This window comes from Cupriavidus sp. 10L45 (assembly GCF_056395225.1).
In genome coordinates this window covers 91099-113923 of sequence record NZ_JBFTJC010000009.1, presented here as the reverse complement: position 1 = coordinate 113923, position 22825 = coordinate 91099, and the positions used below count along the sequence as shown (strand labels likewise).

General features: G+C 67.8%; 18 protein-coding genes. 4 read left to right on the top strand and 14 right to left on the bottom strand.

Going from position 1 to position 22825, the window contains the following annotated elements:
• Positions 1 to 231 precede the first annotated feature (231 nt).
• On the top strand, positions 232 to 1719 hold the full coding sequence (locus tag AC1DFU_RS17300) for a CoA transferase (protein WP_441590596.1): 1488 nt from the start codon (positions 232 to 234) through the stop codon (positions 1717 to 1719).
• A gap of 47 nt (positions 1720 to 1766) precedes the next feature.
• Here the strand turns inward: AC1DFU_RS17300 and AC1DFU_RS17295 are convergent, their stop codons facing one another.
• The 5 genes from AC1DFU_RS17295 to AC1DFU_RS17275 form a co-directional block, all read right to left on the bottom strand.
• Positions 1767 to 2390 carry an FMN-binding negative transcriptional regulator gene (locus tag AC1DFU_RS17295; protein ID WP_092290434.1) on the bottom strand — a complete coding sequence of 208 codons (624 nt, stop codon included), beginning with the start codon at positions 2388 to 2390 and terminating at the stop codon, positions 1767 to 1769.
• A 45-nt stretch (positions 2391 to 2435) separates the two neighbouring features.
• Positions 2436 to 3053 carry a pyridoxamine 5'-phosphate oxidase family protein gene (locus AC1DFU_RS17290; RefSeq protein WP_092290432.1) on the bottom strand — a complete coding sequence of 206 codons (618 nt, stop codon included), beginning with the start codon at positions 3051 to 3053 and terminating at the stop codon, positions 2436 to 2438.
• 35 nt (positions 3054 to 3088) lie between these two features.
• Positions 3089 to 3949 carry a PhzF family phenazine biosynthesis protein gene (locus tag AC1DFU_RS17285; RefSeq protein WP_092290430.1) on the bottom strand — a complete coding sequence of 287 codons (861 nt, stop codon included), beginning with the start codon at positions 3947 to 3949 and terminating at the stop codon, positions 3089 to 3091.
• Positions 3950 to 4164: 215 nt separating this feature from the next.
• Complete coding sequence (ggt, locus tag AC1DFU_RS17280; protein WP_441590593.1) at positions 4165 to 5790, bottom strand: gamma-glutamyltransferase; 1626 nt, start codon at positions 5788 to 5790, stop codon at positions 4165 to 4167.
• 13 nt (positions 5791 to 5803) lie between these two features.
• Positions 5804 to 6781 (bottom strand): Bug family tripartite tricarboxylate transporter substrate binding protein, encoded by a 978-nt coding sequence (locus AC1DFU_RS17275; protein ID WP_092290426.1) that lies wholly within the window; start codon positions 6779 to 6781, stop codon positions 5804 to 5806.
• 147 nt (positions 6782 to 6928) lie between these two features.
• On the opposite strand from AC1DFU_RS17275, the gene AC1DFU_RS17270 reads away from it, so the two are divergent.
• A complete protein-coding gene (locus AC1DFU_RS17270) occupies positions 6929 to 7813 on the top strand; it encodes a LysR substrate-binding domain-containing protein (RefSeq protein ID WP_092290424.1) in 885 nt (294 codons plus the stop codon).
• A gap of 13 nt (positions 7814 to 7826) precedes the next feature.
• Here AC1DFU_RS17270 and AC1DFU_RS17265 read toward each other — a convergent pair whose 3' ends face one another.
• The 3 genes from AC1DFU_RS17265 to AC1DFU_RS17255 all read right to left on the bottom strand — a co-directional run bounded on the left by AC1DFU_RS17265 (position 7827) and on the right by AC1DFU_RS17255 (position 11675).
• Positions 7827 to 9464, bottom strand: a complete 1638-nt coding sequence (locus AC1DFU_RS17265; protein ID WP_218160493.1) for a hypothetical protein — start codon at positions 9462 to 9464, stop codon at positions 7827 to 7829.
• A gap of 233 nt (positions 9465 to 9697) precedes the next feature.
• Positions 9698 to 11200, bottom strand: a complete 1503-nt coding sequence (locus AC1DFU_RS17260; protein WP_441590591.1) for a tripartite tricarboxylate transporter permease — start codon at positions 11198 to 11200, stop codon at positions 9698 to 9700.
• A gap of 13 nt (positions 11201 to 11213) precedes the next feature.
• The gene (locus AC1DFU_RS17255; protein WP_092290418.1) at positions 11214 to 11675 is read right to left on the bottom strand and encodes a tripartite tricarboxylate transporter TctB family protein; all 462 of its coding nucleotides are present in this window, start codon (positions 11673 to 11675) and stop codon (positions 11214 to 11216) included.
• A gap of 384 nt (positions 11676 to 12059) precedes the next feature.
• Here AC1DFU_RS17255 and AC1DFU_RS17250 point away from each other — a divergent pair, with 384 nt between their 5' ends.
• Entirely contained in the window at positions 12060 to 13832 is a 1773-nt protein-coding gene (locus AC1DFU_RS17250; RefSeq protein ID WP_092290416.1) for a potassium/proton antiporter, read from the top strand.
• Between the two features lie 15 nt (positions 13833 to 13847).
• Here the strand turns inward: AC1DFU_RS17250 and AC1DFU_RS17245 are convergent, their stop codons facing one another.
• From AC1DFU_RS17245 to AC1DFU_RS17235, 3 genes are all read right to left on the bottom strand, one after another.
• Positions 13848 to 14876 (bottom strand): tripartite tricarboxylate transporter substrate binding protein, encoded by a 1029-nt coding sequence (locus AC1DFU_RS17245; RefSeq protein ID WP_092290414.1) that lies wholly within the window; start codon positions 14874 to 14876, stop codon positions 13848 to 13850.
• Positions 14877 to 14907: 31 nt separating this feature from the next.
• The gene (locus tag AC1DFU_RS17240) at positions 14908 to 15363 is read right to left on the bottom strand and encodes a DUF2214 family protein (RefSeq protein ID WP_092290412.1); all 456 of its coding nucleotides are present in this window, start codon (positions 15361 to 15363) and stop codon (positions 14908 to 14910) included.
• An 88-nt stretch (positions 15364 to 15451) separates the two neighbouring features.
• The gene (locus AC1DFU_RS17235; protein ID WP_092290410.1) at positions 15452 to 16672 is read right to left on the bottom strand and encodes a CaiB/BaiF CoA transferase family protein; all 1221 of its coding nucleotides are present in this window, start codon (positions 16670 to 16672) and stop codon (positions 15452 to 15454) included.
• A 251-nt stretch (positions 16673 to 16923) separates the two neighbouring features.
• Between AC1DFU_RS17235 and alaS the strand changes: the two genes are divergently transcribed.
• Positions 16924 to 19548, top strand: coding sequence for an alanine--tRNA ligase (alaS, locus tag AC1DFU_RS17230; protein WP_092290408.1), 2625 nt, complete (start codon positions 16924 to 16926; stop codon positions 19546 to 19548).
• A gap of 99 nt (positions 19549 to 19647) precedes the next feature.
• On the opposite strand, the gene AC1DFU_RS17225 is transcribed toward alaS, so the two are convergent.
• From AC1DFU_RS17225 to AC1DFU_RS17215, 3 genes are all read right to left on the bottom strand, one after another.
• A complete protein-coding gene (locus tag AC1DFU_RS17225; protein ID WP_092290406.1) occupies positions 19648 to 20391 on the bottom strand; it encodes a slipin family protein in 744 nt (247 codons plus the stop codon).
• Position 20392: 1 nt separating this feature from the next.
• Positions 20393 to 21820, bottom strand: coding sequence for an NfeD family protein (locus AC1DFU_RS17220; protein ID WP_092290404.1), 1428 nt, complete (start codon positions 21818 to 21820; stop codon positions 20393 to 20395).
• Between the two features lie 107 nt (positions 21821 to 21927).
• On the bottom strand, positions 21928 to 22806 hold the full coding sequence (locus AC1DFU_RS17215; protein ID WP_092290402.1) for a LysR family transcriptional regulator: 879 nt from the start codon (positions 22804 to 22806) through the stop codon (positions 21928 to 21930).
• Positions 22807 to 22825: the final 19 nt, after the last annotated feature.

Sequence of the window (22825 nt, the reverse complement as noted above, 5' to 3'; positions counted from 1 at the left end):
CGTCGCACGCGGCCAATGGCATGGTGTGGGGCCCCGGGACGTGCTCCGGCTCCCCTTGTTCGGTGGAATGGCGGGATTTTACCGTGCCTGCGGGGCAACCCGGCGGTGCGCCGCTATTTTCAGAATCGGCTCACAGCGCGGTGGCCACAAGTGGTGCAGAATCCACGGCAGGTCATCGCATGCCGCCATCGTGGCATGAAAAGGTTGGGCCATGTTGCGGGAACACAACCCATGAACACTGCTTCCTCTCCTGATTCGTCCGTCCCGGCCATTTCGGCCGGTTCGTCAGCCTCGGCCACCTTGCCGGCGGACGCCCTGGCCGGTCTCTGGCACGGCGCCGGCCTGCCGCCCGAGGCGCTTGCGCACCTGGCGCTGACCGGTGCGGACCCCATCCTGCCATCGAGCTTCGCCGTGGGCACGGCGGCGCAGGCCAGCCTCGGGGCGCCCGCGCTGGCTGCGGCGGCGCTCTGGGCGCAGCGCACGGACCGCTGGCAGGACGTGGCGGTGGACATGCGCCACGCGCTGGCGGAATTCCGCAGCGAGCGCTACCTGCGCGTGAACGGCGGGCCGGCGCCCGAACTCTGGGACAAGATCGCCGGCCTGTACCCGTGTGGCGACGGGCGCTGGGTCCGGCTGCACACCAATTTCCCCCATCACCGCGACGGCGTGCTGCGCCTGCTCCAGTGCGCGCACACCAAGGACGCGGTGCGCGCGGCGCTGGGCCGATGGGAGGCCGAGGCGTTCGAGTCCGCCGCGTCGGACGCCGGGCTCGTGGTGGCCGCCATGCGGCCCTATGACACCTGGCGCGCGCACCCGCAGGCGCAGGCCATTGCCGGGCTGCCGCCGGTGACGATCGAGAAGATCGGCGAGGCGCCGCCCCAGCCCCTGCCGCCGCTGGCGGACCATGCCGAGATCAATGTCGATGCCCGCCCGCTGACCGGCGTGCGCGTGCTCGATTTCACGCGGATCATCGCCGGCCCGGTGGCGGGGCGCACGCTGGCCGCGCATGGCGCCGATGTGCTGCTGGTGACGGCCGCGCACCTGCCCGCCATCGCGCCGCTGGTGATCGACACCGGGCGCGGCAAGCGCTCCTGCCAGCTCGATCTGCGCGACCCGGACGACAAGCGCACGCTGCACAAGCTGCTGCATGGCGCCGATGTGGTGGTGCAGGGCTATCGCCCGGGCGGGCTGGCCGAACTGGGCGCCGGCCCGGAGGCCGCGGCGCGGGCGCGGCCCGGCATCGTCTATGTGTCGTTGTCGGCCTACGGGCACGTGGGGCCGTGGGCGGGCAAGCGCGGCTTCGATTCGCTCGTGCAGACGGCCACCGGCTTCAACGACGACGAGGCGCGGGCGGCTGGCAGTGCCGAGCCGAAGCCACTGCCGGCCCAGGTGCTCGACCACGCGGCGGGCTACCTGCTGGCCTTCGGCGCGATGGCCGCGCTGCACCGGCGCGCGGTGGAGGGCGGAAGCTGGCACGTGCGGGTGTCGCTGGCGCAGGTGGGGCAATGGCTGCGTGGGCTGGGCCGCGTGCCGGAGGGCTGGCGCGTGCCGGACCCGCATTTCGACGAGATGTCGGACCTGCTGGAGGTAGAGGAGTCGGGGTTTGGCGAGCTGACCGTGGTGCGCCATGCCGCCCGGCTGTCCGAGACGCCCGCGCACTGGGCGCTGCCCTCGGTGCCGCTCGGCACCCACGCGCCGGAGTGGCTGCGGCGTGGGTGAATTTTCTCCCCTCTCCCTTTGGGAGAGGGGAGCAAGACAACGGACCGTCAGTTCGCGCCGGTCAGCCTTGCCATCCAGTCGGCCATGTCCTGCTCGATGGCGGAGCCGGCGCGCTGGGCTTCCAGGATCCGGGCGCGGTCGGTGGCGGGGCGGTTCTGGCTCAGCTTGAACTTGCCTTCCACGCGCGTCGGCACCAGCCGCAGCCCGACGATGGCGCCTAGCATCTTCTGCTGGAAATCCTCGGGCAGGTCGCGCCACTGCTGGGCGTAGCCCGGCTCGTTGCGGCCGATCAGCCGCTTGAGCAGGGCATCCTTGTCAGTGGCGTCGTGGACCGTGGTGATCTCGCCGTAGACATGCACGGCCACGTAGTTCCAGGTCGGCACGGACAGCTTCTGTTCATAGAGCGACGGCGACACGTAGCCATGCGGTCCCTGGAACACGAGCAGCGCGCGCGGGGTCTGCTCGAGCCACTTCCAGTGCGGATTGGCACGTGCGACGTGCCCCTCGATGCGCCAGCCGCCCTCGGACGCCCGCTCCGCCACCACGGGCAGGTGCGTGGCGAACGGCAGGCCATCCGCATCGGTGCCGACCAGCGTGGCGAAGGCGTAGCGGCGCATGACCTCGTCGATCAGGTCAGGGTTGTCGCTGGCGAAGTGGGACGGCATGTACATGGCAGATTCTCTTTTTGTGGGGGTGGGGCAGGCCGTGAGTACCGGCTAGTACAGCGTCTTGCGCATGCGCTCGGGCAGTTCGCGGTCGTACGTGGCGCCGTCGATGGCGTTCTTGCTCAGTTCGGCGACCATGGTGCCCGTGCTCGGCAGGCGCTCGCGCGGAATCTGGGTCTCGGGCGACCACAGCGCCGAGCGCACGAGGGCGCGGGCGCATTGGAAGAATACCGAGCGGATCGAGATCACCAGCACCGTGGTCGGCGCCTTGCCGTCATGCACGCAGCGCGCGATCAGCGCGGGGTCGGTCGAGATCTTCGCCACGCCGCTTACACGCAGCGTTTCGTTGACGCCCGGCACCAGGAACAGCAGGCCCACGCGCGGGTCGTTGACGATATTGCGCAGGCTGTCGATGCGGTTGTTGCCGCGCCGGTCCGGCAGCAGCAGCGTGCGGTCGTCCAGCACCTGCACGAAGCCGGGCTGGTCCCCGCGTGGCGAGCAGTCGCCGCCGTGCGCGTTCATCGTGGACAGCAGGCAGAACGGCGAGGCATCCACGAAGGCGCGGTAGTGCGGGTGCAGGTAGTCGACTTCCTTGGCCAGCGAGGCGCCGGCCGGCTCCGCGTACAGCGTTTCGAGGTCGGCGAGCGCGGCAATGTCGTGTGAGGTCATGGCGGAGAGGGGGGGAGGCGGGGGATCGAATCTTGTCAGATCGTAATAGTGCCACGTCCGATCTCGACCACGCGGCCGCCCACGCGGATCGCGCCATCGGTGGTCACGGCGAGGTCCAGCCGGCAGCGGCGGTCGACCTGTTCGCCCTGATCCACCTCGTACGTGGCCGGCAGCGCGTGACCCGTGGCCAGCAGCCAGCCGCCGAGGTTGGCGCAGGCCGAGCCGGTGCCCGGGTCTTCGGCCACGCCGCCGCCCTGCTTGGTGAAGAAGTAGCGCACGAGCACCTTGCCGGGCTGCGTCGGGTCGAAGGCGAACACATAGGCGGTCTTGCGGCCCAGGCTGCTCTGCGGCCACTGGTCGAGCCGGCTGCTGTCGGGTGCGGCGCGGCGCACGGCGTCCGGCGTCTTCAGCGGCACCAGCAACTGGTCGGCGCCGGTATCCACCCACATCGGCGAGCCGGCCAGATCGTCGGCGGACAGGCCCAGCAGGGAGGCCATGTCGGCATCGGGCAGGCCAGCCGGTGCGGTGCGCGGGGCGCCCTCGTGCGGCGCGGTCAGGGTCCAGCGGTCGCCGGCGGCGGTCACCGGTACCAGGCCGGCCTTGAATTCGAGGGTGAGCGCATCCCCGGTTTTTGCGAGGTCGCGCACCACATGGGCCGTGCCCAGCGTCGGGTGACCGGCGAAACGCATCTCGTAGCCCGGGGTGAAGATCCGCACGGCCGCCGTCGCGCGCTCGGACGGCAGCACGAAGGTGGTCTCTGAGAGGTTGAATTGCAGCGCCAGCGCCTGCATCGTGGCGTCGTCCAGGCCGCGCGCGTCCTCGAACACACAGAGGGGATTGCCGCCAAGCGTGGTCTCGGCGAAGACGTTGACGATGCGGAAGGCGTAGGAGGCCATGGCGGGAACGGGCAGGAAATTGGACGAATTGCCAGTGTAGTGCGCACGGCGCGGCGCACCATGCACAGTTCCACGCGCCGCGAACAGAACAGTTGGCGCGCCGCCCGGCCGTCGGCCATGGAAAAAGGCGCCAGGGTTGCCCCTTGGCGCCTTGCAGGACGGCTACTGCGGTACGGCGGTACTGCGGTGCTTCTCTATATATATAGTGCGGTCGATCAGAAGCCCACGGCCTGGCCGTCGCGGCGACTGTCGCTGGCGGCCACGTAGCCCTGTTCGGCATCGTCGGACAGGCGCCAGATGAACTGGCCGGAGCCGAAGTCCATGTAGGGGTCGTTCACGGACTTGAGCTGGTGGCCACGGTCCTTCAGGCCGGCCACGGTGGTCGGGTCCATCGTGCCTTCCACGTCGAGCGTGAAGTCACGGTTGACCTTCCAGCGCGGCGCGCAGCAGGCGGCCTGCGGTTGCTGGTCGTAGTCGAGCATGCGCACCACGGTCTGCACGTGGCCCTGCGGCTGCATGTCGCCGCCCATTACGCCGAAGCTCATCACCGGCTGGCCGTCCTTGGTCAGGAAGGCCGGGATGATGGTGTGGAACGGGCGCTTGCCGCCAGCCACCACGTTGGCGGACTTCGGATCCATCGAGAAACCCACGCCACGGTTCTGCAGGCTGATGCCGGTGTTCGGCACCACCACGCCCGAGCCGAAGCCCATGTAGTTCGACTGGATGAACGAGATCATCATGCCGTTCTCGTCGGCGGCGGTCAGGTAGATCGTGCCGCCGGTCTTCGGCATGCCAGGCGTGAACGGCGTGGCGCGCTGCATGTTGATCAGCTTGGCGCGGGACTTCAGGTAGGCCGGATCCAGCATCTGCTCGGGCGTGACTTCCATCGTGCGCGGGTCGGCCACGTAGCGGTAGAGGTCGGCGAAGGCCAGCTTCATCGCCTCGATCTGCAGATGCTGCGAGTCCACCGAGTCCACCGGCAGCGAGCCGACGTCGAACTGGTCGAGGATGCCCAGCGCGATCAGCGCGGCAATGCCCTGGCCGTTCGGCGGAATCTCGTGCACGTCGTAGCCGCGATAGGACTGGCTGATCGGCTTGACCCAGTCCGGGCGATAGTTGCGCAGGTCGTCCATCGTCATCGCCGCGCCGCATTCCTTGCTGAAGGCGGCGATCTTCTCGGCGATCTCGCCTTCATAGTAGGCGCGGCCCTTGGTGGCGCCGATCTTGCGCAGGGTGTCGGCGGCGGCCTTGAAGACGAACTTCTCGCCCACGTTCGGCGCGCGGCCATGCGGCATGAAGGTGTCGGCGAAGCCCGGCTGGGTCTTCAGGTCCGGCACGGCGGCGGCCCACTTGTGCGCCACCACGGGCGGCACGGCGTAGCCGCGCTCGGCGATCTCGATCGCCGGCTCCATCAGGTCTTCGAACGGCAGTTTGCCGAACTTCTCGTGCAGCGCGGCCCAGCCGGCCACCATGCCCGGCACGGTGACCGCATCCCAGCCGCGGATCGGGCGATTGGCGAGGCCGTTGCCGTCCACGCCGTACTTGTTCTTGAAATACTCGGGGTTCCAGGCGGCCGGGGCCACGCCCGACGAGTTCAGGCCGTGGAGTTCCTTGCCGTCCCAGAGAATCGCGAAGGCGTCGCTGCCCAGGCCGCACGAGACCGGCTCCACCAGCGTGATGGCGGCGGCAGCGGCGATGGCCGCATCGACGGCATTGCCGCCCTTGAGCAGCATGCGCAGGCCGGCCTGCGCCGCCAGCGGGTGCGAGGTGGAGACCACGTTGCGCGCGAACAGCGGAATGCGCACGGTGGGGTATGGGTTGGTCCAGTTGAAGTTCTTCATGGTTGTCTCTCTCTTAGTCCACCTGAATCTTGCGATCCTTGATCAGCTTGCCCCAGCGGGCGCTGTCCTTCTTGACCATGGCCGCGAACTGCGCTGGCGTGCCGCCGACCGGTTCGGCGCCGAGCTTGCCCAGGCGGTCGCGCACGTCCTGCGACTGGATCGCCTTGTTGAACTCGGCGTTGAGCCGGGTGACCACGTCAGCCGGCAGCCCCTTGGGGCCGTAGATGCCGAACCACGTGTCCGACTCGAAGCCCGGCAGGCCCGATTCGCTGGCCGTCGGCAGGTCCGGCGCCAGCGGCGAGCGCTTGAGGCTGGTCACGGCCAGCGCCTTGAGCTTGCCGTCCTTCACGTGCGGCATGCCGGAGACGATGCTGTCGAACAGCACCTGCACCTTGTTCGAGATCAGATCCGGCACCGCCAGCGCCGTGCCGCGATACGGGATATGGGTGATGAACACGCCGGCCTGCGCCTTGAACGCCTCGGCGGTCAGGTGCACCACGGTGCCGTTGCCGCTGGAGGCGTAGTTCAGCTCGCCCGGATGCTTCTTGGCGTAGTCGATCAGCTCCTTCACATTCTTCACCGGGAGCTGGTTCGGCACCACCAGCACGTTGGTGGCCACGGCTACCTGGCCGATCGGCGTGAAGTCGGTCTCGGTGTTGTACGGCAGGTGCGTATTGATATAGGGGCCGATCGAGTGCGTGCTGGTCGTGGCGATCAGCAGCGTGTAGCCGTCGGCGGGGGCCTTGGCGGCCATGTCGGAGCCGATGGCGCCACCCGCGCCCGGACGGTTATCCACCACGATCTGCTGGCCCATGTTGGTGCCCACCTTCTGGGCGATCGCGCGCGCCAGCAGGTCGGTGGCGCCGCTGGCCGGGAACGGCACGATCAGCCGGATCGGCTTGGACGGATACGTATCCGCGTGCGACGGCGCGGCAACCAGGGTCAGGCTCGTGGTAAGGCCGATGCCGAGCAGGCGTAGCCAGGAAGTCATTCTTCTTCTCCGATGCGGATAACGGGCAGGCAGGCAGGAAAAACCGAGCCAAATCAAGGCTCGCCCATCATTATTCCGCGCGCCGGGTCACAATGAAAGCTAATATTCCTTTTGTGATCAACAAGAAAACCTTGTGAATCGACTCACATGAGTACCATCCGATTTCTCCGCACTTTCGTCGCCGTGGCCGAGCAGGGCTCGTTTGCCGCCGCCGCCGGCCGCGTGGCGCTGACGCAGGCGGCGGTCAGCCTGCAGATGCGCTCGCTCGAACAGGAACTGCGCCGTGAACTGTTCGACCGCAGCGGGCGGGTGGCCGTGCTGAACGCGGACGGCCGCGAACTGCTGCCGCAGGCGCGCCGGCTGCTGGCGCTGTACGAGGAAATGCGCCTGCCACAGGGGGGCGCCGAGGATATGGCGGGCGCCGTGGCGGTGGGGGCGGTAGTGTCGGTGATGGGCGGGCTGTCGCACGTGGTGGCGCGGCTCAAGCGGGCCTATCCGGCGCTGGACGTGCGGCTGGTCGGCGCCAAGTCCATCGATCTGGCCGAGCAGGTGGAAAGTGGCGAACTGGACGCCGCGTTCCTGGTGGAGGGCGCGGGCCGGCCCGCCGGCACGCTGCGCTGGACGCCGCTCTACCAGGAGCCGCTGGTGGCGATTGCCGCGCGCGGCAGCCCCGGCGAGACCGCGCGCGAGGCGCTGGCCGCCAATCCCTTCCTTCGGTTCGACCGGGGCCAGCGCACCGGCGCGCTGGTGGAGCGGGCGCTGCGGCGCGCGCACCTGCGCACCAACGAGTTCCTCGAACTGAATTCGATCGAGGCGCTGGTGGAACTGGTGCGGCAGGAGGTGGGGGTGACGGTGGTGCCGCTGCTGCGGCTGGCGCGCTGGCACGAGGATCCCGCGCTGCGCCTGCTGCCGCTGCAGGCGGGCGGCGAGCCCGTGGTGCGCACGCTCGGCATGCTTGAGCGGCGCGACCACGGCCGCGCCCATGTCACGGAGGCGATCCGGTCAGCCTGCGAGGCGCTGTTCGCGAGCTAGGCGTAGTGGGCGGCTATGGCCGGTCGGCGCCCGCGCGACGGGATGCCTGATGTGTCGATGGCTGCACATGCGCCGGGGTGGCTGCCATCCCGCGTGGGGATGACCCCGGCCGCCGCGGCGGCGCCGTCGCGGCCAGGATATGCCGTAGCGACAGCAGCATCCCGGCCAGGAACAGCAAGGTCCAGAGCGTGCCCGCCGCCTTGCCGGCCGGGGACAGCTCGACCAGCCGCATCGCGAAGAGGTCCGGGAAGCGCCGCGCGGCATCGGTCATGGCGGTCTTGGGGTCGTTGGTCTTGGGGAACACCAGCGGCTCGCCGGCCAGGCTCATCTGGATGCCGGTCCAGACGCCGATGTGCTGGTAGGGCAGGGCCGAGTTCTGCGGCCGCGCGCCGGGAAACTCGCCCACGATCACATGCCAGTTGATCAGCGTGGGCGCCAGGTTGAGCAGGAACGAGATGACCAGCAGCGGCACCGCCGTGCGCCGGGCGTGCTGCCACATCCATTGCAGCGCCGGGGCCGCCGCGAAGAACAGCACCGGCAGCAGCGGCACCATGTAGCGCGGGCCCCAGCCGAAATGCCCCCAGTTCTTCATGTGCGCGATCATCAGCAGGTAGCAGACCCCGGACGCCAGCGCCGCGTACAGCAGGTGCTTCTGGCGCGCGGGCAGCGTGTGGCGCATCTTGAATACGAACAGGGCCAGCAGCAGCACCGGCGCGAACAGGAACAGGCCCATGTTGGGGCTGGCCAGCAGGCCGAGCAGGCCGGTCAGCGGGTTGCCGTTGAGCGCAAGGCTGTCCGAGAGGTGCAGGTCGGCGGCGATGGCGGGGCGCAGGAACAGGCCGGTGCGGATGTGGTTGTAGTAGAAGGCGGGCAGCATGGTGATGCCGAGCGCCACCAGCAGCACCGCGAAGCCGGTCTTGTGGCGCGCGCGCTCCATCCACAGCAGCCAGAGCACGCCCATGCCGAAGAACGGCAGCAGTGAGTAGCGGAACGAGCAGGCCAGCCCGAGGGCCACGCCGGCGGCCACGAAGACCCACAGCGACGTGGGCGGCCGTAGCGCGCGGGCCATGAAGTACAGCCAGGCGCAGAGGCTGGCCGCAGCCGGGGTCACATCCCAGGCCGTCTTGGCGTAGGGCATGAAGGTCGTGCCGGCGTAGAACACCAGCGCCAGCCCGAAGGCCGCGCGGGCGGAGCAGAACTCGCGCATCAGCAGGAACATGAAGATCACGCCGAGCGTGTTGTACGCCGCGTAGACGAACGAGGTGATCAGCTTGCCATACGTGCGGCCAACGTAGCGGTCGCGTACCAGGTGGTAGGAGTCGATATCGTCGAGCGCCTCGTCGATCAGGGCGCCGGGCATCATCAGCAGCAGCGCGCCCACGTCGTGGGGTTCGTAGTAGAGGCCGTCAGGGCCCTTGTTCCAGTACGTCAGCAGGGGCGGATTGACCGGACTGCCGAGCTGCCCCGTGGCCGCCAGCAACTGCGCTGAACGGTATTGCTCGCCCGCGTCGCCGCTAGCCAGCCGTCCGCTGGACAGCAGCATGGCGAGGCTGAAGAAAAACACAATGACCAAGGCGGTGACCATCCCGGCGGGCGTCGTGGCAGACCCGTGGGACAACCCGTGCGGTCGATGGCTTGCGGTACGCATCATGGCAAGTCCTCTGGGCGCATGTAAGGGAGGGAATACACGCGCATGTTGCCGGGACGCCGGGGCACCTTATGTACGTTCCGACACCAATCGCACCATTGCCATTGCCGCCAACAATGACCATCGCGCATGCCGCATGGCCATTGGCGTTTCAGGAAGAAAGCGCATAAAAAAAGGGCGCCATAAGGCGCCCTGAGCTTGCGTTGTGTGGCCGGTACCCCCGGCCAGGGTAAGCCTTATTCTTCCTGGAACGCTTCTTCGCGCTTGGACTTGATCGACGGCATCGCCACGATCGCCACCAGGATCGCCGCGGCGATCAGCAGGCCCATCGACAGCGGGCGCGTCACGAACACGGTGAAGTCACCACGCGACAGCAGCAGCGAGCGGCGGAAGTTCTCTTCCATCATCGGTCCGAGCACGAAGCCGAGCAGCAGCGGCGCCGGTTCGCACTTGAGCTTGATGAACAGATAGCCGATCACGCCGAAGGCCGCGGTCTGGAACACGTCGAACGTGGTGTTCTGGACCGAGTACACGCCGATGCAGCAGAACGTCAGGATGGCCGGGTACAGGAAGCGGTACGGCACCTTGAGCAGCTTGACCCAGATACCGATCATCGGCAGGTTCAGGATGATCAGGATGAAGTTGCCGATCCACATCGAGGCGATCAGGCCCCAGAACAGCGCCGGGTTGCTGGTCATGACCTGCGGACCGGGCTGGATGTTGTGGATGGTCATCGCGCCCACCATCAGCGCCATCACGGCGTTGGGCGGAATGCCCAGCGTCAGCAGCGGGATGAAGGAGGTCTGTGCCGCGGCGTTGTTGGCCGATTCCGGACCCGCCACGCCTTCGATGGCGCCCTTGCCGAACTCATGCGCGTACTTCGAGGTCTTCTTCTCGAGCGAGTAGGCCGCGAACGAGGCCAGTGCCGCACCGCCGCCCGGGAGGATACCCAGCGCCGAGCCCAGGGCCGTGCCACGCAGGATGGCCGGGATCATGCGCTTGAAGTCTTCCTTGGTCGGGAACAGGTTGGTCACATGATCCGTGAACGTCTCGCGGTGTTCCTTCTGCTCCAGGTTCGCGATGATTTCCGCGAAACCGAACACACCCATGGCCACCGACACGAAGTTCAGGCCGTCGGTCAGCTCGGGGACGTCGAACGAGAAGCGCGCCGCGCCCGAGTTCACGTCGGTACCGACCAGGCCCAGCAGCAGGCCCAGCACGATCATCGAGATGGCCTTTACCAGCGAGCCCGAAGCCAGTACCACGGCACCGATCAGGCCGAGCACCATCAGCGAGAAGTATTCGGCGGGACCGAACTTGAACGCCAGTTCCGACAGCGGGGCCGCGAAAGCAGCCAGGATCAGCGTGGCCACGCAGCCGGCGAAGAACGAGCCGATACCCGCTGTGGCCAGCGCCACCCCGGCCCTGCCTCGCCTCGCCATCTGATAGCCATCGATGGTGGTCACCACCGACGACGATTCACCCGGCAGGTTCACCAGAATTGCCGTGGTGGAGCCACCGTACTGGGCGCCGTAGTAGATACCGGCCAGCATGATCAGCGCCGCCACCGGGGGCAGCGTGTAGGTCACCGGCAGCAGCATGGCGATCGTGGCCAGGGGCCCGAGGCCCGGCAGCACGCCGATCAGGGTCCCGAGAATACAGCCCGCGAAGGCGTATGCCAGGTTCTGGAAGGTCAGGGCGGTGGAGAAGCCCAGACCAAGGTTGGTCAACAGTTCCATTTCGGCCGTCTCCTCAGTTCGCCAGGAAAGCCGGCCACACCGGCATCTGCAGGTTGATGCCGTACACGAAGGCGCCCAGGCTGATCACCACGAGGATGATCGAGTTGAGGATAGCTCCCTTCCAGCTGAATTCATGGCTGGCCATCGAGGAGACCAGCACCAGTACGAGCACCGACAGCACCATGCCAAGCGGCTTGAGCAGCAGGCCGAACAACACCACGGCACCCAGGATCCACAGCAGGCTCTTGATATCCCAGCGGGCCAGCTGGTCTTCCTCGCCCTTGGACGACAACGATCCCCACAGGACTAGCGCGCCAAGTATGGCGAGCACGATGCCGAGCCAGAACGGGAAGTATCCCGGTCCCATCTTGGCGGCCGTTCCCATGGAATAGCCACGGGCGACGAAGGAAAAGCCGAATCCGACCAGGACAAACATCAGGCCGGAGGCAAAGTCCTTTTGGCTACGTATGCGCAAAATGATTCTCCTCGATATAAAGCTTGAAATCCGCGTGCGGTGATTGGTGTACGCGCGTTGCGCACCGTCCCGAAGGGACAGCTCCCCCCAACCCCGTCACGAGCAGGGTGGAAGTTAAAAGCGCATCCTTTCAGCTACCTTTCATATGTCTGCAATCAGGGTCAACTTCAGGGTATCTCCCTACGCAGACGTCTGAAAGTCAGGCGAAAGTTGTCCGAAAGCCGAACGTAAGTCGTTGACAAGGCAAGGGAAATTGCGCGGAAGGGGTGTCGCGGCGAGGTGCCGCCGCCGGTACCGGGCGGGGCGGCGGGAGGGCGGCGGAGGGGCGTGCGCTATCATCGGTCGCACTCCCCCGGCCCAGCGTGGCGCAATGAAAGGAATCGATTGGAAAGTATCGACCATGCCATCCTGATCGGCGCCGTGGTGATGACGCTGGGCATCCTGCTCGGCGTGTTCTCGGCACGCTTCGGCGTGCCGTTCCTGCTGGTGTTCCTGGCGGTCGGCATGCTGGCCGGCGTGGACGGGCCCGGCGGCATCCGCTTCGCCAATACCTGGCTCAGCTTCCTGGTGGGCAATATCGCGCTGGCCGTGATCCTGCTCGACGGGGGCCTGCGCACGCGCTTCGCCACCTTCCGCGTGGCGTTGCGGCCATCGCTGTCACTGGCGACGGTCGGGGTGGGGATTACGGCGGTGCTGGTCGGGCTGTTCGCGGCGTGGATGCTCGGCATCGACTGGAAGCTCGGCCTGCTGCTCGGCGCCATCGTCGGCTCCACGGACGCCGCGGCGGTGTTCTCGCTGCTCAACGGCAGCGGCATCCGGCTCAAGGAGCGGGTGGCGAGCGTGCTGGAGATCGAGTCGGGCATCAATGACCCCATGGCGATTTTCCTGACCCTGACGCTGATCGAATGGATCACGGCGCCGGACGGCCTGACCGCCAGCGCGCTGGCGTGGCGGCTGGTGGTGCAGTTCGGCGTGGGCGGGGTGCTCGGCGTGGTGCTGGGCCTGGGCGTGGCGCGGGTGATGGAGCGCATCCATGTGGCCGAGGGCCTCCAGGCCATCCTGGTCTGTGCGGCCGGCTGCATGGTCTTCGCGCTGGTCCAGTCGGCGCACGGCAGCGGCTTCCTGGCGGTCTACCTGACCGGGATGATCGTCGGCAATCGCGAACGGGCCGTGACCGACGACACCATGCGCGCCATGGACGGCATGGCGTGGCTGGCGCAATCGGTGATGTTCCTGCTGCTCGGCCTGCTGGTCACGCCGAGCCGGATCTGGGAGGTGGCGCTGCCGGCGGGCGCCGTGGCGTTGTTCCTGATGGTGGTGGCGCGGCCCGTGGCGGTGTGGATCGCGCTGCTGCCGTTCCGCTTCAATGGGCGCGAGAAGGGGTTCCTGGCGTGGATGGGCCTGCGCGGCGCGGTGCCGATCGTACTGTCGCTGTTCCCGCTGCTGAAGGGCATGGAGGACTCGGGGCTGCTATTCCGGGTGGCATTCGCCGTGGTGCTGTTCAGCCTGCTGTGCCAGGGCACGACAGTGGCGCTGGCGGCGCGGCTGGCCCGGGTGCTGCGGCCGGCGTACAACGACCCGGTCTCGCGGGAGCGCCTGCAGGGCACCCGCTCGCCGGCGCTGGAATTGATGCAGTTCTCCGTGGCGGCCAACGCGCCGGTGGTGGACCTCCGCGCCGACCAGCTCGAACTCCCTCCGCGCAGCCGCCTGATGACCGTGGCGCGCGACGGCGCGCTGGTGCCGCTGGAGCAGGTGGTGCTGCGCGCGGGCGATGCCGTCTCGGTACTGGCCCCCGGCGGGTCGGTGCCGCTGCTGTCGCGGCTGTTCCAGAGCGCGGCGCGCGCCCCGGCCTGGGCGCAGCTCTCGCACGATTTCCTGCTGTCCGGCGATGCCCTGCTGCGCGACGTGGCCGCCCTCTACGCCACCCGCCCCCTGACCGCCGACGAGGCGGCCCGGTCCCTGGAAGACGCGATGCTGGCGGTATTCCCCTCGCCCCCCGTGGAAGGCGACGCCCTGGAAATCGCCGGCCTCCGCCTGACCGTGACCCGCATGGAAGGCCCGAAGATCGTCCAGGTCGGCCTGCTCCTGCCACGCGGCCCGGCCACCGAGGACACGATCAAGGACAAGATGTGGCAGTTACGGCGCAAGGCGCCTTGACGGGTCGTCCGCCCCTCAATCCACCTTCGCCCCCGACACCTTCACCACCTGCCCGTACTTCTTCAGTTCGCGCTGGATCAGGGCGCCGAACTGCTCGGGGGTGGTGGGGGCCGGCTGGGCGCCGATGCGGGCCAGGCGGGCTTTCATATCGTCGGTCTTGAGGATGGCCACGATGTCGTGGTTGAGGCGGTCGACGATCTCGCGCGGGGTGCCGGCCGGGGCCAGGACGCCGAACCACGTCGAGATGTCGAACCCTTCCAGCCCGAGGCCCTTGCCGGCTTCGGCGATGGTCGGCAGTTCCGGGAACGCGGCGGCGCGGGCCGGCGTGGTCACGGCGAAGGCCTTGAGCTTGCCGGCCTTGATATTGGCCGATGCCGAGGCGAGGTTGTCGAAGATCAGGTCGGTCTGGCCCGACAGCACCGACAGCTGCGCCGGCGACGCCCCGTTGTACGGGATATGGACCATGCTGACGCGGGCCATGCTCTTGAACAGTTCGCCCGACAGGTGGCCGGCGCTGCCGTTGCCGCCCGAGGCGTAGTCGAGCTTGCCCGGATGCTTGCGCGCGTACTCCACGAGGTCACGCACCGTATTGATATGCAGCTCGGCGGCCTTGCCCGGGTGCATGACCAGCACGTTCGGCACGTCGGCGACCAGCGTGATCGGCGCGAAGTCCTTCACCGGGTCGTACGGCATCTTGGCGAACAGCGTGGGATTGATGGCGTGCGTGGCCACGGCGCCCATGACGATGGTGTAGCCGTCGGCCGGCTGCTTGGCGACGTAGTCCGCGCCGAGGTTGCCGCCCGCGCCGGGTTTGTTCTCGACGACGACCGGCTGGCCCAGGCTTTCGCGGAGCCGTTCGCCGATGGCGCGCGCCACGGTGTCCAGCGGGCCGCCGGCGGGGTAGGGCACCACGAACTTGATCGGCTTGGTCGGCCAGTTTGCCGGGGCCGGGGCAGCGGCATGGGCCGGCGTGGCCAGGGTGGCCGCCGCCAGCGTGGCGGCGGAGGCGGCCATCTTCGTGGCCGTCAGCAGGGTCTTCAGCATCTCAGGAGTCTTCAACGGATCGATGAAAAGGTCAGCGCGCGCCGATGCCGCGCGCCATCATCACGGCGCAGAGCGGCAGCAGGATGAACACATGGGCCTCGATCATGACCCAGCGGCGGGCGCGCTTGATCTCGTCCGGCATCGGCACGAAATCGGGCAGCTTGCGCGCCTGCTTGCGCCAGCGTGCGATGGCGAGCGTCGGCGGCAGCGAGCACAGGGCAATGAGCACGAACACGGTCATCTTGGCGTGGAACCACGGGTTGTGCAGGTAGAAATCCACGCCCTTGGCGCCGTAGAACAGCCGCAGCAGGCCGGTGGCGAGCACCACCATGGCCGACAGGAAGTAGAGCAGGTCGTACAGCGACAGCCGGCGCACGATGGCCGGCGTCATCCCGGGGCGCAGCACCACGGCCTCGGCCGCCAGCAGCGTGACCAGGAGGAAGATCGCCAGAAAATGGAAAAACGCCAGGAAGGCATCAGTCAGCATGCATGCTCCTAATTAGTCAGGGGACGCAAACAGAAAATCTCGCCTTCGGCTGCGGCCGGCGTGGCTCCCGAGTCGGGGTGAATTGGGGTCAGACCACGCCCTTCGCGCGCAGTGCGGCGATGTGCTCCGCACTGTAGCCGAGTGTCTCGCCCAGCACCACCTCCGTGTGCTCTCCGAGCAACGGGGGATGGCGCAGCGCCTCGGGCGGCGTGGCGCTCATCTTCATGGGGCTGCCCACCAGCTTGACCTCGCCGGCCGTCGGGTGCGGCAAATCGACGCGCAGGCCGCGCGCCAGCACCTGCTCGTTCTCGAAGACCTCGTCGAGCGTGTTGATCGGGCCGCAGGGCACGCCGGCGCGCTCCAGATCCAGGATCCACTGTTCGCGGGTGCGCGGCAGGATCATCTCGGCCAGGATCGGCACCAGCACGTCCCGGTGCGCCACGCGCTGCGGGTTGGTGGCGAAGCGCGGGTCGTCGGCCAGTTCCGGCCGGCCGCCGGCCGTCACGAACTTGCGGAACTGCCCGTCGTTGCCTACCGCGACGATGATCCAGCCGTCGGCGGCCTGGAAGGTCTGGTAGGGCACGATGTTCGGGTGGGCGTTGCCCCAGCGGCGCGGCGCCTCGCCGCTGGCGAGGTAGTTGGTATTCATGTTTGCCAGCATCGACACCTGCACGTCCAGCAGCGCCATGTCGATGTACTGGCCCTCGCCGGTCCGGTCGCGGTGGGCCAGGGCAGCCAGCACGGCGATGGTGGCGTACTGGCCGGTCATCAGGTCCGAAATGGCCACGCCGGCCTTCTGCGGGCCGCCGCCGGGCAGGTCGTCCCGCTCGCCGGTCAGGCTCATGAAGCCGCCCATGCCCTGGATGATGAAGTCGTAGCCGGGACGCTGGGCGTACGGGCCGGTCTGGCCGAAGCCGGTGACCGAGCAATAGATGATGTCCGGCTTCACCGCCTTGAGCGATTCGTAGTCGAGGCCATACTTCTTGAGTTGGCCGACCTTGTAGTTCTCGAGCACCACGTCGCTCTGGGCGGCGAGGTCGCGCACCAGCTGCTGGCCCTCGGGCGTGCTGATGTCGCAGGTTACCGAGCGCTTGTTGCGGTTGGCGGCCAGGTAGTAGGCGGCTTCGGCCGTGTCCCGGCCATCCTCGGTCTTGAGCCAGGGCGGACCCCATGTGCGCGTATCGTCACCTGCGCCGGGGCGCTCGATCTTGATCACGTCGGCGCCGAAGTCGGCGAGGTTCTGGGCGCACCATGGCCCGGCGAGGACGCGGGTCAGGTCGAGGACGCGGAGATGGCTCAAGGCTCCCATGGCAGTGGCGGCTCGGTAGATATAGTGGGGGAGCACTCTACCACCGGCCCGCCGCGCCGATGCACCCGCACGGGGCGGCGCCAGGCCAACGGTGGGCGATATTCGGCCATCGCCAGCCCGCCCGGTGCGCGCCGCCGGGCGSCCGCCCGCGAGAATGCCCCGGGAGGGGGCTTGCCCCGTATAATCAACGGTTTGCAAATCTAACCTGACTGACTGCGCCCTGCCACGATGCGGGATGCGCCCGATACAACATGAAAGTCTCCGACATTCGCAGCAAGTTCCTGCAGTACTTCGAGTCGAAGGGCCATTCCGTGGTCCGCTCGTCCAGCCTCGTGCCGGCGAACGACCCGACGCTGCTGTTCACCAATTCGGGCATGGTGCAGTTCAAGGACGTGTTCCTGGGCACCGATAAGCGTCCCTACTCGCGCGCTACATCGTCCCAGCGCTCCGTGCGCGCCGGCGGCAAGCACAACGACCTCGAAAATGTGGGCTATACGGCACGTCACCACACGTTCTTCGAGATGCTGGGCAATTTCTCGTTCGGCGACTACTTCAAGCGCGAAGCCATCCAGTACGCCTGGGAACTGCTGACCAAGACCTACCAGCTGCCGGCCGAGAAGCTCTGGGTCACGGTCTACGCCGAGGACGACGAGGCCTACGACATCTGGGCCAAGGAAGTCGGCGTGCCGGCCGAGCGCATCGTGCGCATCGGCGACAACAAGGGCGCGCGCTACGCCTCGGACAACTTCTGGCAGATGGCCGACACCGGCCCGTGCGGCCCGTGCTCGGAAATCTTCTATGACCACGGCGCCGATGTCTGGGGCGGCCCCCCGGGATCGCCCGAGGAAGACGGCGACCGCTACATCGAGATCTGGAACCTCGTGTTCATGCAGTTCAACCGCGACGAGCAGGGCAACATGACGCCGCTGCCCAAGCCGTGCGTGGACACCGGCATGGGCCTCGAGCGGATTGCCGCCGTGCTCCAGCACGTGCACAGCAACTACGAGATCGACCTGTTCCAGGCGCTGATCAAGGCCGCCGCGCGCGAGACCCATCTGGACGACCTGAACCAGAACTCGCTGAAGGTGATTGCCGACCATATCCGCGCGTGCTCGTTCCTGATCGTCGACGGCGTGATCCCGGGCAACGAAGGCCGCGGCTACGTGCTGCGCCGCATCGTGCGCCGCGCGATCCGCCACGGCTACAAGCTGGGCCAGAAGACGCCGTTCTTCCACAAGCTGGTGCCGGACCTGGTGGCGCAGATGGGCGAGGCCTATCCGGAGCTGGCCGAGGCGCAGTCGCGCGTGGTGGAAGTGCTGAGGGCCGAGGAAGAGCGCTTCTTCGAGACCATCGAGAACGGCATGACCATTCTCGACACCGCCGTGGCCGACCTCAAGGCCAAGGGCGGCAAGGTGCTTGACGGCGAACTGGCGTTCAAGCTGCACGATACCTTCGGCTTCCCGCTCGACCTGACGCAGGACGTGGCGCGCGAGCAGGAGATTGCGGTGGACGAACCCGCGTTCGACGCCGCCATGAACCGCCAGCGCGAGCAGGCCCGTGCGGCCGGCAAGTTCAAGATGGCCGCCGGCCTGGAGTACACGGGCGACAAGACCGTGTTCCACGGCTATGACGAACTGGGCTTCGAACGCGCCCGCGTGACGGCGCTGTACGTCGACGGCGCGTCCGTCGACACCATGCAGCCGGGCCAAACCGGCGTGGTGGTGCTGGACAACACCCCGTTCTACGCGGAGTCCGGCGGCCAGGCGGGCGACCAGGGCACGCTGGTGGCGGGTGCGGCCGTGTTCAACGTGGCCGACACGACCAAGGTGCAGGCCGATGTGTTCGGCCATCAGGGCACGCTGACCAACGGCCCGCTGAAGGTGGGTGACACCGTGGCGGCGCAGGTCGATGCCATCCGCCGTGCACGCACGGTACGTAACCACTCGGCGACCCACCTGATGCACAAGGCGCTGCGCGAGGTGCTGGGCACCCACGTGCAGCAGAAGGGCTCGCTGGTCGATGCCGACAAGACGCGTTTCGACTTCTCGCACAACGCGCCGCTGAGCGACGCCGAGATCCGTCAGGTCGAGGAAATCGTCAACGCCGAGATTTTGGCCAACGCGCCGACGCATGCCGAGATCATGCCGTTCGACGACGCGGTGAAGAGCGGCGCGATGGCGCTGTTCGGCGAGAAGTACGCGGACGATGTGCGCGTGCTGTCGATCGGCACCTCGAAGGAACTCTGCGGCGGCACGCACGTGACGCGCACCGGCGACATCGGCTTGTTCAAGATCGTGGTGGAAGCGGGCGTGGCAGCCGGGATTCGCCGCGTGGAAGCGATTACCGGCGACAACGCGCTGCATTACCTGCAGTCGCTCGACGCCCGCCTGAACGAAGCCGCCGCCGCGCTGCGCGCGCAGCCGTCGGAACTGGTGCCGCGTATCGGCCAGGTGCAGGAGCAGGTGCGGGCGCTCGAGAAGGAACTCGAGAAGCTCAAGAGCAAGCTCGCGGCATCGCAAGGCGACGAACTCGCCGAGCAGGCCATCGACATCAACGGCCTGAAGGTGCTGGCCGCCCAACTCGACGGCGCCGACGTGAAGACGCTGCGCGAGACCATGGACAAGCTCAAGGACAAGCTCAAGAGCGCGGCCATCGTGCTGGGGGCAGTGTCGGATGGGAAGGTTTCGCTGATTGCTGGTGTGACCGCCGATGCGACGGGCAAGGTCAAGGCTGGGGAGCTGGTGAACTTTGTGGCCCAGCAGGTGGGCGGCAAGGGCGGCGGCCGGCCGGATATGGCGCAGGCTGGGGGGACGGAGCCGGCGAATCTGCCGGCGGCGCTGGCTGGGGTGAAGGAGTGGGTGGCTGGTAAGGTTTGAGGGATTTACTAGCTGTTGAGAAGGGCGCTCTGGGGTTTGGGGCGCCCTTTTTGTTTTTGTTGCGCTCAACAGCCAACACCACAGAACCAAACCCAAAACCTACTTCATCAACCCCCTAACCAAATCCATCGGCAACGGAAACACAATAGTAGAACTCTTATCCCCAGCAATCTGCGTCAGCGTCTGGAGATACCGCAGTTGCATGGCCTCAGGCTGCTGCGCCAGCATCTGTGCCGCCTCCAGCAGTTTCACCGAAGCCTGCAATTCCCCTTCCGCGTGGATGATCTTGGCCCGCCGCTCGCGCTCGGCCTCCGCCTGGCGGGCGATGGCCCGGATCATGGTCTCGTTCAAATCCACATGCTTGATCTCGACATTGGACACCTTGATGCCCCACGCGTCGGTCTGGGCGTCGAGCACCTTCTGGATGTCGAGGTTGAGCTTTTCGCGCTCGGCTAGCATTTCGTCCAGTTCATGTTTGCCGAGCACGGACCGCAGCGTGGTCTGGGAGAGCTGGCTGGTGGCCTCGAGGAAGTTGGCCACCTGGATGATGGCCCGCTCGGGGTCCACGACCCGGAAATAGACCACCGCGTTGACCTTGACCGACACATTGTCGTGAGAGATCACGTCCTGTGGTGGCACGTCGAAGACGACCGTGCGCAGGTCCACGCGGACCATCTGCTGTATGCCGGGGATGAGCAGCACCAGCCCGGGCCCCTTGACGCCCCAGAATCGCCCGAGCATGAAGACAACCCCGCGTTCGTATTCGCGCAGCACGCGGATCGCGGCCACCACGAGCAATGCCAGCAGGAAGATCAGCCCACCAAAACTGAATCCGAATGCCATATCACGCTCCGTTGTGTTCCAGGGATGCGGCCATGTCGGCCACGACTTCCAGTACCAGCCCGCGCCGCCCGGTCACGCGTACCCGCTGGCCGCGCGCGAGCGGGCCGTCGCCATGAATTCGCCACTGTTCGCCGTGCACCATCGCCCAGCCGTCGGCGGGCGTATCGTCGATGACCGTGGCCAGGCTGCCGACCAGCGTGTCCGCGCCGCTGACCAGGGGGCGCTTGCGCGAGCGCATCAGCATCGCGGACATGCCGACCAGGAACAGCGCCGACACCCCGGCCAGCGCTGCGATCACCGTGAGCGGCACGCCGAAGCCGGGCACGTCGGTATCGATCAGCATGACCGCGCCAAACGCGAAGGCGACGATGCCGCCCACCCCGAGCGCGCCGAACGTCGGCAGGAAGAATTCGGCCACCATGCAGCCGATGCCCAGCGCGATCAGCGCCAGCCCCGCATAGTTGACGGGCAGCATTTGCAGCGCAAACAGGCCGATCAGCAGGCAGATGGCGCCGACGATGCCCGGCACGACCATGCCCGGCGTGGAGAACTCGAACATCAGCGCGTAGATGCCGATCATCATCAGGATCAGCGCCACGCTGGGTTCGGTGATGACGGCGAGCAGCCGCGCTCGCCAGTCCGGCGTGACCGTGACGATGGGCGCATCGTTGGTGTGCAGCACGCGCGATACGCCGGCCGCCTGCAGGCGCTTGCCATCGACCTGCCGCAGCAGTGCTGGCAGGTCCGGCGCGACGAGGTCGGCCACGTGCTGGGCCACTGCCTCGTCGGCGGAGAGGCTCACGGCCTCGCGCACCGCGCGCTCGGCCCAGTCGGCGTTGCGCTGGCGCAGCTGGGCCAGCCCGCGCAGGTAGGCGGAGGCATCGTGCATCTGCTTGCGTGCCATGGTGTCTTCGGTGCCGGGCGCGCTGGCTGGTGCACTGGCGGGGGAAGATCCGGGCGAGGCACCCGGCTTCGGGCCGCCGACACCGATGGCAACCGGACTCGCCGCGCCCACATTGGTCCCGGGCGCCATGGCGGCGATGTGGCTGGCATAGAGGATGTAAGTGCCGGCGCTCGCGGCCCGCGCGCCGCCCGGGTAGACAAAGGTCGCTACCGGCACCGGGGAGGCGAGGATGGCCTGGATGATGTCGCGCATGGCCACGTCGAGCCCGCCGGGCGTGTCCATTTCCAGCACGATCAACTGCGCGTTCTGCTTCTGCGCCTGCGCCATGCCGCGCGTGGCGAAGCTGGCGCTGGCTGGCCCGATGGCGCCCTTGATCGGGATGACATAGACGGGGGCCACGCCAGCCTTGGCGGCGGGCGTTGAAGCGCCTTGGGCGTAGACCATCGCGGGCAGGGCGAGGAGCATGGCCAGCCCCATCGCCATCCGGCAAACCAAAGATCGTAGCGGCGCGAAGACGAATGTCATGGCGGGGCGCGGCCCGCGAGTATGCCGTGGCAGCGCCACTTTCAGTGTAGGCGACCGGCCACATCTTGCACGCCGCAGCGCGGGCAAGGAATCCGAAGCGGAAGGGGTCAGGCAGCCTTTTGCGTGATGTCCGATACACCCGGCAGCATGTCGGCCAGCGCTGCCAGCGCCGCGCTGCCCATCGCCGGATGCCACGCCAGCACGGTGGTCACGTCCCCTTCGTCGCCGAGCGGGTGGATGCTGATCTGCGGCAGGTCGCGGTATAGCGTCAGCACCGAGCGCGGCATGATCGCCACGCCGATACCGGCCGCCGCGCAGGCGACGATGGCATGGTAGGAGCCCAGTTGGATCACCCGCCCCGCCGCGTGGCCGTCGCGATTGCACCACTGCTCGAAGCGCGTGCGGTAGTTGCAGCCGGCCTCGAACGCGAGCAGCGTGTGGCGCTCCAGGTCGGCGGCGGAGTGGATCGGCGCATGCTGCGCGCTGGCGATGATCACCAGTTCCTCGGTAAAGGCGGGCCGGGTGACCAGTTCGGCATCGCCGAGCGGCTCGGCGACGAAGGCGCAATCGACCTCGAAGCGGCGCAGGGCGTCCAGCGCCTGTCGGGTTGGCAGCGTCACGAGTTCCAGTTCGACGTCCGGCCACGCCTGGTGATAGCGCGCCAGTACCGTCGGCAGCCGGCTGGCCGCCGTGCTTTCCATCGACGCCACCCGCAGCCGCCCGTGCGGCCGCGCCGGCTGCACCGCGTGGCGAGCCTCGTCGGACAGTTGCAGGATGCGCCGCGCGTAGTCGAACAGCGTCTGCCCGGCCGGGGTGAGCACCATGCGCTTGCCGTCGCGCAGGAACAGCTCCACGCCGAGCGACTGCTCCAGTTGCCGGATGCGCGTGGTCACGTTCGACTGCACGCGGTGCAGCCGCGTGGCGGCGCGTGTGATGCCTCCGGCCTCCACCACGGTACGGAAGATTTCGAGTGCGGCGAGATCCATGATCGGCTTCCTTCTTGAA

Coding starts and splice junctions, on each gene's coding strand:
- AC1DFU_RS17300 (WP_441590596.1), top strand. CDS start 232: ATGAACACTGCTTCCTCTCCTGATTCGTCCGTCCCGGCCATTTCGGCC.
- AC1DFU_RS17295 (WP_092290434.1), bottom strand. CDS start 2,390: ATGTACATGCCGTCCCACTTCGCCAGCGACAACCCTGACCTGATCGAC.
- AC1DFU_RS17290 (WP_092290432.1), bottom strand. CDS start 3,053: ATGACCTCACACGACATTGCCGCGCTCGCCGACCTCGAAACGCTGTAC.
- AC1DFU_RS17285 (WP_092290430.1), bottom strand. CDS start 3,949: ATGGCCTCCTACGCCTTCCGCATCGTCAACGTCTTCGCCGAGACCACG.
- ggt (WP_441590593.1), bottom strand. CDS start 5,790: ATGAAGAACTTCAACTGGACCAACCCATACCCCACCGTGCGCATTCCG.
- AC1DFU_RS17275 (WP_092290426.1), bottom strand. CDS start 6,781: ATGACTTCCTGGCTACGCCTGCTCGGCATCGGCCTTACCACGAGCCTG.
- AC1DFU_RS17270 (WP_092290424.1), top strand. CDS start 6,929: ATGAGTACCATCCGATTTCTCCGCACTTTCGTCGCCGTGGCCGAGCAG.
- AC1DFU_RS17265 (WP_218160493.1), bottom strand. CDS start 9,464: ATGATGCGTACCGCAAGCCATCGACCGCACGGGTTGTCCCACGGGTCT.
- AC1DFU_RS17260 (WP_441590591.1), bottom strand. CDS start 11,200: ATGGAACTGTTGACCAACCTTGGTCTGGGCTTCTCCACCGCCCTGACC.
- AC1DFU_RS17245 (WP_092290414.1), bottom strand. CDS start 14,876: ATGCTGAAGACCCTGCTGACGGCCACGAAGATGGCCGCCTCCGCCGCC.
- AC1DFU_RS17240 (WP_092290412.1), bottom strand. CDS start 15,363: ATGCTGACTGATGCCTTCCTGGCGTTTTTCCATTTTCTGGCGATCTTC.
- AC1DFU_RS17235 (WP_092290410.1), bottom strand. CDS start 16,672: ATGGGAGCCTTGAGCCATCTCCGCGTCCTCGACCTGACCCGCGTCCTC.
- alaS (WP_092290408.1), top strand. CDS start 16,924: ATGAAAGTCTCCGACATTCGCAGCAAGTTCCTGCAGTACTTCGAGTCG.
- AC1DFU_RS17225 (WP_092290406.1), bottom strand. CDS start 20,391: ATGGCATTCGGATTCAGTTTTGGTGGGCTGATCTTCCTGCTGGCATTG.
- AC1DFU_RS17220 (WP_092290404.1), bottom strand. CDS start 21,820: ATGACATTCGTCTTCGCGCCGCTACGATCTTTGGTTTGCCGGATGGCG.
- AC1DFU_RS17215 (WP_092290402.1), bottom strand. CDS start 22,806: ATGGATCTCGCCGCACTCGAAATCTTCCGTACCGTGGTGGAGGCCGGA.